General features: G+C 73.4%; 3 protein-coding genes. 2 read left to right on the top strand and 1 reads right to left on the bottom strand.

Features of this window, described 5'->3' with window-relative positions; genetic code table 11:
- On the top strand, window positions 1-315 hold a 315-nt coding region (locus Q0L15_RS22950), incomplete at its 5' end, for a M15 family metallopeptidase (protein WP_296607175.1).
- Between the two features lie 25 nt (window positions 316-340).
- A complete protein-coding gene (locus tag Q0L15_RS22945; RefSeq protein WP_296607174.1) occupies window positions 341-1,063 on the top strand; it encodes a FliA/WhiG family RNA polymerase sigma factor in 723 nt (240 codons plus the stop codon).
- 18 nt (window positions 1,064-1,081) lie between these two features.
- Here Q0L15_RS22945 and Q0L15_RS22940 read toward each other — a convergent pair.
- Window positions 1,082-1,566: alpha/beta hydrolase fold domain-containing protein (locus Q0L15_RS22940; RefSeq protein WP_296607173.1), on the bottom strand; the 485-nt coding region annotated here is incomplete at its 5' end.

Here is a 1,566-nt window from a genome sequence, read left to right as displayed (position 1 = left end):
GCCGTGGCGTACCGGCTGCTCGCCGCGGAGTACGCCGACGCGCTCGGCACCGAGCTGTGCATCACCGACTCCTACCGGTCGCTCGACGCGCAGGAGCGGGCACACCTGGTCAAGCCGGGCCTCACCGCGAGCCCGGGCACCTCCCAGCACGGCCTGGGTCTCGCGGTCGACCTGTGCGGCGGCGTCGAGCGGTTCGGCAGTCCCCAGAACGACTGGCTGCTCGCCCACGCCCCGTCGTACGGATGGACGCACCCGGCCTGGGCGGCCCCGGGCGGCAGCAAGCCCGAGCCGTGGCACTGGGAGTACCCCGCCTGAGCCCGCCGCCGGGTACGGTGACGACGTGGACTCGGACGTCGACGGTCTCTGGGAGCGCTTCAAGCGCCATGGTGACCGCGAGGCGCGCGACCGGCTCGTCGTCCACTACTCCCCGCTCGTGAAGTTCGTCGCCGGCCGTGTCCGGTCGGGGCTGCCCCCCGCGGTCGAGCAGGCCGACCTCGTCTCCGACGGCGTCATCGGGCTGATGGACGCCCTCGACAAGTTCGAACCCGAGCGGGGCCTGCAGTTCCAGACCTACGCGGTCACGCGGATCCGCGGCGCCATGGTCGACGGGCTGCGGGCCACCGACTGGGTGCCGCGGTCGGTGCGCGAGAAGATCCGCGACATCGACACCGCCCAGACCAAGCTCGAGCGCTCGCTGGGCCGGGCGCCGACCGACACCGAGGTGGCCGCCGAGCTCGAGATGTCGGTCGCCGAGCTCCGCAAGGTCTACAGCCAGACGGCGCACACCAGCGTCGTCAGCTTCGAGGCCGTGGTCGACGACGACGACGCCCCCCGCGCGACCTCCGACCTCCCGGGCGCCGACGACGACATCCCGCCCGGCTTCCTAACCGCGGTCCGGGAGCTGCCCGAGCGCGACCAGGTGGTCGTGGCGCTGTACTACTGGGAGCGGCTGACGCTCGCCGAGATCGGGCAGGTGCTCGGCGTCACCGAGTCCCGCGTGAGCCAGCTGCACAGCCGCGCCACGCTGGCCCTGCGGCGCAAGCTGGTGCAGTCCGCGCTCTGACGGCGCGAGACGGTCGGCTCACCCCAGCGCTGCTCGCTGGGAGGCGACGACGGCGGTCATCGCCGGGCGGGCGCCGCGGCAGAGGTAGGGGAAGCTGAGGAACCCGTGCGGCATCTGGTGGAAGTCCTCCACCCGCACGGGCACGCCCGCGTCGGCGAGCGCCTGGGCGTAGCGCACGCCGCTGTCGTGCAGCGGGTCGAGGCCGGCCACGACGACCACCGCCGGCGGCAGCCCGGCCAGGTCGGGGGCGTGCAGCGGCGAGAGGCGCGGATCGGTCGGGTCGACGTCGTCGGTGACGTAGTGGCCGTGGAAGACCTCCATGTCCTCGTTGGACAGCACGATCCCGCGGACGTTGGCGGCGTACGACGCGTCGCGCTGCACCGCGTCGGTGAGGTCGGTGACGGGGTAGATCAGCGTCTGGTGGCCGATCCTCGGGCCGCCCGCGTCACGCGCCAGGATCGAGACGACCGCCGCGAGGTTGCCGCCGGCGCTGTCGCCCATCA

The organism is Nocardioides sp., assembly GCF_024509035.1.
In the GTDB taxonomy this organism is placed as follows: domain Bacteria; phylum Actinomycetota; class Actinomycetes; order Propionibacteriales; family Nocardioidaceae; genus Nocardioides.
This window is presented reverse-complemented; position numbering and strand designations above follow the sequence as displayed.